The organism is Endozoicomonas sp. SESOKO4 (genome assembly GCF_024606275.1).
On the sequence record NZ_JAHHPS010000141.1, the window covers coordinates 1 to 6,861 of the forward strand.

5 protein-coding genes are annotated in these 6,861 nt (G+C 48.6%); all 5 read left to right on the forward strand.

The genetic code is table 11. From position 1 onward, the window contains the following. Positions 1–1,114 (forward strand): hypothetical protein (locus KDK16_RS02680; protein WP_257274553.1); only part of this gene is annotated, 1,114 nt, incomplete at its 5' end. A gap of 178 nt (positions 1,115–1,292) precedes the next feature. Beyond that, a complete protein-coding gene (locus tag KDK16_RS02685; RefSeq protein WP_257274555.1) occupies positions 1,293–2,966 on the forward strand; it encodes a hypothetical protein in 1,674 nt (557 codons plus the stop codon). Next, positions 2,950–3,162, forward strand: a complete 213-nt coding sequence (locus KDK16_RS02690) for a hypothetical protein (protein ID WP_257254509.1) — start codon at positions 2,950–2,952, stop codon at positions 3,160–3,162. Before KDK16_RS02685 ends, KDK16_RS02690 begins: the two co-directional genes overlap by 17 nt. 138 nt (positions 3,163–3,300) lie before the next feature. Continuing rightward, the gene (locus KDK16_RS02695; RefSeq protein ID WP_257274557.1) at positions 3,301–5,094 is read left to right on the forward strand and encodes a hypothetical protein; all 1,794 of its coding nucleotides are present in this window, start codon (positions 3,301–3,303) and stop codon (positions 5,092–5,094) included. A gap of 307 nt (positions 5,095–5,401) precedes the next feature. Continuing rightward, the coding region (locus KDK16_RS02700) for a hypothetical protein (RefSeq protein ID WP_257274558.1) at positions 5,402–6,861 on the forward strand (1,460 nt) is incomplete at its 3' end.

Here is a 6,861-nt window from a genome sequence, read left to right on the forward strand (position 1 = left end):
TCTTTCCCTACCGCTATCACGTCACAGATTTTTTGCCCAGTATGGTATCTGCTTTAGTTGCATAGGTCATTTTGATTCTTTAAACATTACACAAGTCGTCTATAAAAATACCCATTACGAACCACTCAATCTACATAGCTTTCCAGGAGAATCTGGTACATCCTCTATGCTTACCCATTCAGAAACACAGCAAACACCCACTGCATCATCCCAATTGGGTCAAAGCCAAGCTCATCCCGTCCGGAAAGGCACAACACAAGCCCTGTCTGATCGCAAAAGCGAATACCACACTGAGCAATCAACCTGCGGCGTGAAAATAGTTGGGGATGATGGCCGACAGCATCCGTGTGGGATAGTCTGCAAGAATGCTGCTGCCCTAAGGGATCACAAAAAAATAAAGCACACCGGACAAAAAACCTGTGACGCTATAGTGGTCGGGAAGAACGGTCAGCAACAGTCGTGCGGTAAAACCAGTAAGAACGCCAAAGCCATGTCAGTTCACAAAAGCGCATATCATACCGGGCAAAAAACCTGTGACGTAACAGTGATCGGGGAAGATGGCCAGCAGTACCCATGTGGGACTGTCTGCAAGAATACAAATGCTCTTTCGAATCACAAAAAAAGAAAACATACCGGGCAAAAAACCTGTGACATGCCCATGATCGGGAAGAATGGTGAGCAGCAGTCATGCGGCAAAATCTGCAAAAATGTCAAAGCCCTTTCGGTTCACAAAAGCTTATATCACACCGGGCAAAAAATCTGTGACATAACAATGATCGCGGGGGATGGTCGGCAGCGGCCATGTGGTGCAGTCTGCAAGAATACTAATGCCCTGTTCAATCACAAAAAAAGAGACCACAGCGGACAACAAACCTGTGACATGAACGTGGTCGACAAGGATGGTCAGCCGCGGCCATGCGGGATGCTCTGCAGGAATATACAAGTCCTGTCGAATCACAAAAGAAGCGCCCACGGCAAGCGACAAATCTGCTACCTGACAGTCGTCGGGAAGGATGGCCAGCAACGGCCATGTGGGAAGATCAGCAAGAACCTTAAAGCCCTGTCAGATCACAAAAGAGTGCATCGAAAACGCAAACCTGTTGATCTGGACTAAAGCGGTGAGCTCAGTCGTTGGTCTGACACGCGCCCTTTCATGGGGTTTTGCCTTGTGCAAACTTTGGTATTTAACAGAAGGTCTGTGGCCGAAAATACATTTATTTTCTTGCTCTACCCTTCCTCTTGGTAGACCAGAATGCAAGGTTAGTAAGATTAAACACTCACTCTCTACGGCAATGCTGTTGCTGATATTGACGTTGTCTGTCATCACTCAGGCTCAACCGTTGACAAGACCTTTTGTTACCACGCTTGAAGAGTTACCAGACATTGCCGGCGCAAACGACTATCAAGAGTCAGATTCACTCTTTAACGACAAACCACATAGATCTGCGACGATTATTGAGTCGATTTCATGGCGATGGCTTTACGTCACTCATCTGCTGGTGCCTTGCGAACTAATCTCTGCCACCAGAGACACCCCTCCACGCTCCAGCTCATATTCATGGCTACCTGTAGAGGAGGTTATCGCCGTCTGCTGGCTTTTAAAAAGCCATTGGAACCCTGATTTACTGTCGTTTAATCCGATTGAACAAAAAGAGACAACACCCATGCGCTTACAGGGGGGTCACTCGTTTGCCACCATCACTATGATGGTAGGTTCTGGACAAGAACAACAAGACCAGCCATCAGAATCATTAGGCCAGAGAACTTCAAGAACAATCACCCACCCTGCAGGCTCGTTAACTGCCCCCCTTTATTCCAGCTTTGGCCGCGGTAACGGAAACCCTCGACAACACTCACATACTTTGGGTTTAAATTGTTTTGTCCATCCCTGTCGTGGCGTTTGTCAATTACGATCATCATCCTGTATCAGCGAGCCTGATGAATGGTCTCTAAATTCCGTAGAGAGCTCATGCTCTCATTTGGCTAATGGATACTGCTTTAGTTGCATAAGTCCTTTTAATCCTTTAAAAATCAAACAGGCTGCCTATGCAACTGCCGCCGGGGAGCCATTTAATCTGAATAATTTTCTCGAAGAATCCGGAATTTCCTCTAAGGTTGCATGTTCAGAAACATACCAAACAAGCACTGCATCATCCCAATTAGGTAAGAGTCCAATTGATCTTTCCCTGAAAGGCACAATACAAGTCGTGTCGGACCACAAAAGAGAGTACCACACGGAGCAACCAACCTGCGATGTGACAATAGTTGGAGCAGATGGTTGGCAGCGACCCTGCAGAAAGGTCTGCAGGAATGTTCAAGCCTTGTCAACTCACAAAAGCGCATACCACACCGGGCCAAAAACCTGTGACGTATTAGTGATTGGATGGAATGGCCAGCAGCGGCCATGCGGGAGATTGTGTAAGAGTACTAAAGCCCTGTCGTCTCACAAAACAAAATACCACACCGCGCAACGAATCTGTGACGTCCCCATGTTCATTGAGGATGGTCGGCAACGGCGATGCGGGAAGATCTGCAAGAATTCTCAAGCCCTGTCGCACCATAAAAGAAGTGTCCACAGCGGGCAACGAACCTGTGAAATAACCGTTGTTGGACAGAATTGCCAACAGCGGCGATGCGGAACGGTCTGCAAGAGTGCGAAAGCCCTTTCGGATCACAAAGGAAAAAACCACAGCGGGCAACGAACCTGTGACTTTAAGATAGTCGGGGAGGATGGTCGGTATCAGTCATGCGGGACAGTCTGCAGGAATGTTAATGCCCTTTCGGATCACAAAAGAACTGTCCACAGCAGCCAAAAAACCTGCTACATAACAGTGGTCGGTGAGGATGGCCAGCAGCGGCCATGTGGAAAGATCTGCAAGAATCTTAAAGCCCTGTCAGATCACAAAGGTAGACATCGAAAAAGCAAAAATGCTGATCTGGACCAGAACGATGACCTCGGCCCTTGATCTGACACCCATACTTCAATGGTTTTTTGCCTTTCGCAACTTTTGTTTTTACAACAATCTTAAAGCCCTGTCTGATCACAAATGCAAAGTTCACAGCGGGCAAAAAACCTGTGTTGTAACAGTAGTCGGAGAGGGTGGCCAGCTGCGGTCATGCGGGAAGGTTGTCATGAATGCCCAGGCCCTGTCGGATCTTTGACAGAAAACACGCTTATTCTCTTGATCTATCATTCCTCTCTATCAACCAGAACGCAGTGATAAAACGATTAAACACTCACTCTTTGCGGCACCGCTATTGCTACTACTGTGGCTGTCTGTCGTCACTCAGGCCCAACCCTTGACGGAACGTTATATTGTCAAGCTTGAGCAAAATGCGGTATTTCCAAACCAGAGCTTTTCTATAAAGAGTGACCTGCATCCATTAGCGGGCAGCCCGTCAGTCATTACTGACACAAACAGCTATGGACTATCAGGTTTTCCGCCTGATGACAAACCACACAGATCTGGCAGTTACGGGGTAAAAACGACCGTTATCAAGTCGATTTCGTGGCAATGGCTTTACACCACCCATCTGCTCTTTGATTACGAACTGATCCTCACCGCCAAAGATAACGCTTTAAGCTCTACCCTTTATTCATGGCTACCTGGAGAAGTGGTTTTCATTGTCGGTTGGCTTCTGAAAAGCTATTGGAACCCCGACTCACTGATGTTTAACTCGATGGAGCAACGAGAAGCAACATCTATGCTGACACAGTGGGATCACACGTTTGCGGCCATCATTATGGTGCCTGCTGGCTCTGGAAATAACCAACAACCATACCAGTCATCAGTATCATCCGGGCAGCACGCCGCGGATGCCAACGCTCAACCTACAGGCTTTTTCAATGGTCCATCGTATTCTGATTTTGACGACGGCAACAAGAACCCTCAGCAATACTCGCATACTTTGGATTTATATTGTTTCGTCCATCCCTGTCATGGCGTTTGCCAACTCCGACCATCACTCCATAGCACAGGGCTAGATGAATGGCCGCTGAGTTCGTTCGAAAGCTCATGCCCCCATCTTACCCGTGGACATTGTCTTGGTTGCATAGATTATTTTGATCTTGTAAACGTCAGATGCTCAACGCCTGCCCCTGAAGCTTCTCTCAACGATGGTGTGCCAACGCCGAGCTGTTGGTCTTCCATAGCGGATGATCTTGCGGCCATTAACGGGCCACGAAATACACCTGGCAATTTCAAGGAGATCGAAATTCTCGCTACGAATATCCAATCCACACCCAAAATTGGGACTTCAGAACCACAAGAAACAACCCCTGAACCATCCCAATTCGCGCAGAGCCAAACTCTTTCTCAGACAGACAGCTCAGAAGCTCCGTGTGAACACAACACCGGGCAATTAACCAATGATGCGACGGTGGTCAAGGAGGATGGTCAGCCGCGGCCAGGCAAGAAGACCTGGATGAGTGTTCAAGCCTTGTCGGCTCACAAAAGAAAAATCCACAGAAGGCAAAAAATCTGTGATAAGACCGTGATCGGGGAAGATGGCCTGCAACGACCATGTGGCAGAGTCTACAAGAATATCCAGTCTCTGTCGTCTCACAAAGGTAGAGAGCACTCCGGTCCAAAAATCTGCAACGTTTCCGTGATCGGAGAGGATCGCCAACTGCTACCATGCAGGGCTATCAGCACAAATACAAGGACGCTGTCGGATCACAAAAAAAAAGAACACGCAGGTCAACGAACCTGTGACTTGATCGAAGTCGGAGAAGACGGCCAGCTGCGGCGATGCGGGAAGATCTGCAAGAATGCCAAAGTTCTGTGGGATCACAAAAACAGAAGCCACAGCGGGCGACAGATCTGTAATGCGACCGTAATCGGGAAGGATGGGCAGCCGCGGCCATGCGGGAAAGTCACTAAGAATACTCCGTCTCTGTCAGTTCACAAAAGCAAGCACCACTCCGGACGAAAAACCTGCTACGTAAAAGTGGCCGGAGATCATGGTCTGCAGCAGATAGGCGGGGTGGTCTGCAAAAGTGCTGAGGCCCTGTCGATGCACAGAAGCAAGCATCTAAAGCGCAAACACGTTGATGTCGATCAGAACAATGACCCCAGCTCTCAAGAAGACTAACCCAGCCCTAAATAAGAGAAGGTGGAAAGAATGGGGCAAAAAACTACACCTCTGTAGGAGACAACACCCGCCTTCTACTAAATGACACTGGTCGCTTAAGTAGATCCCCGAGGCCATCCATCTGACAACAGGATGGCCCGTGATCGCAATGCTCGGGCTCATCAAAGTGTGCACAAGCGCTTCCATGGATTTTTGACGGAAGGTCTCAGACAGAAAAACACAATGATTATCTTGATCTATCCTTCCTCTCTAACCACCAGAATGCAAGGATAGAACTATTAAACAGTCACTCTTTGCAACAGCACTGTTGCTGATATTATTGTTGTCTGCCCTCTGTCAGGGCGAATCGTTTCCAGAATGTTTTATTGCAGAGTGTGGACAGAATGCTATTTACCCGAACCAGAGCTATTCTGTAAAGTTTGATCCGCATATATTGCCGGGCAACCCGTCAGTCATTGCCAACACTGACGGCTACGCAACATCTGACTCACCACCTGAAGACAAACCACGCAAATCGGACGTTCAGGGGATCAATGCGTTCCTTATTGAGCGGATTTCGCGGCAGTTGTTTTACGCGACTCATCTGCGAGTGAGTTACGAACTGATCCTGACCACTAAAGCCCTTCCTCTGAAAGCCAAACCTTATTCATCGATACCTGTAGAATGGGCTATCGCTGTCGCTTGGCTTTTAAAATGCTATTGGAACTGCGATTCACCGCTGATTAACCCGATGACACAGCAGGAGGCAACATCCATGTTGACACAGGAGAATCAAACGTTTGCCATTATCACTGTGATGTTTGACTCTGGAAATAACCAACGACCACATCAGCAACAAGACCCGCCATCAGATTCATTCGGCCAACATGTCCCGGTTGCTACAACCTGTTTCGATAGCTTCCTGTATTCCCGCTCTGGTGGCGGTAACGAAGGCCCTCAACAAAACCAACATACCCTGGATTTCAATTGTTTCGTCTCTCCCTGTCATGGCGTTTGTCAATTCCACTACTCACCGGATGGCAGAGGGCTCAATGAATGGCAGCCGATTTCCTCAGAAAGCTCATGCCGCCATTTGACGCATGGGCATTGTCTTCGTTGCATAGGTTATGTTGATCCTGTAGAAGTTACACCTCAAAGTTCACAGTTCGAAAGATTGAATCTTCCTGCTACCATTCAACCCCAATCGGCTTCTGACCTGCTATTTGAGCTACTGACCCACGGCATTGATGGCGACCCAGCCAACAGCGGCAACTCTATAGACGGGATCCTCTTAGACTGCTGGATTGCCTCAGACGGGATCGTCTCAGACGCAATAAGCTCTGAGGCAGACCATGCAACTGACGCTACCGTGCCACTCAGAGATGATATGCCAATGGCTGGGAAAAACCGTCTTGCTGCCAGAGCACCGCTCCCCGGAGGATCGCCTCCCGGAGGATCGCCTCCCGGAAAAACTACACATTACCAACAAGCTCTGTCAGATCGCAAAAGCAAACGCTGCATTCGGCAAACAATCTGTGACCTGACAGTGGTCGGGGAGGATGGCCAGCCGCGGCCATGTGGAATGGCCTGCAAGGGCTCTCAAGGTCTGACGGAACATAAAAGAAGTGTCCACAGCGAGCAAAAAATCTGTGACGTGATAGTGGTTGGGGAAGATGGCCAACCCGGGCCATGCGGTAAAATCTGCAGGAGTGCTCGAAGCTTGACGGTTCACAAAAGCAGATACCATACTGGGCAAAAAATCTGTGACGTGATAGCGGTAGGGAAAGA

What these genes read in the sequence shown, in the direction of transcription:
- KDK16_RS02690 (WP_257254509.1), top strand. Translation starts at nt 2,950, where the DNA reads ATGACCTCGGCCCTTGATCTGACACCCATACTTCAATGGTTTTTTGCC.
- KDK16_RS02685 (WP_257274555.1), top strand. Translation starts at nt 1,293, where the DNA reads ATGCTGTTGCTGATATTGACGTTGTCTGTCATCACTCAGGCTCAACCG.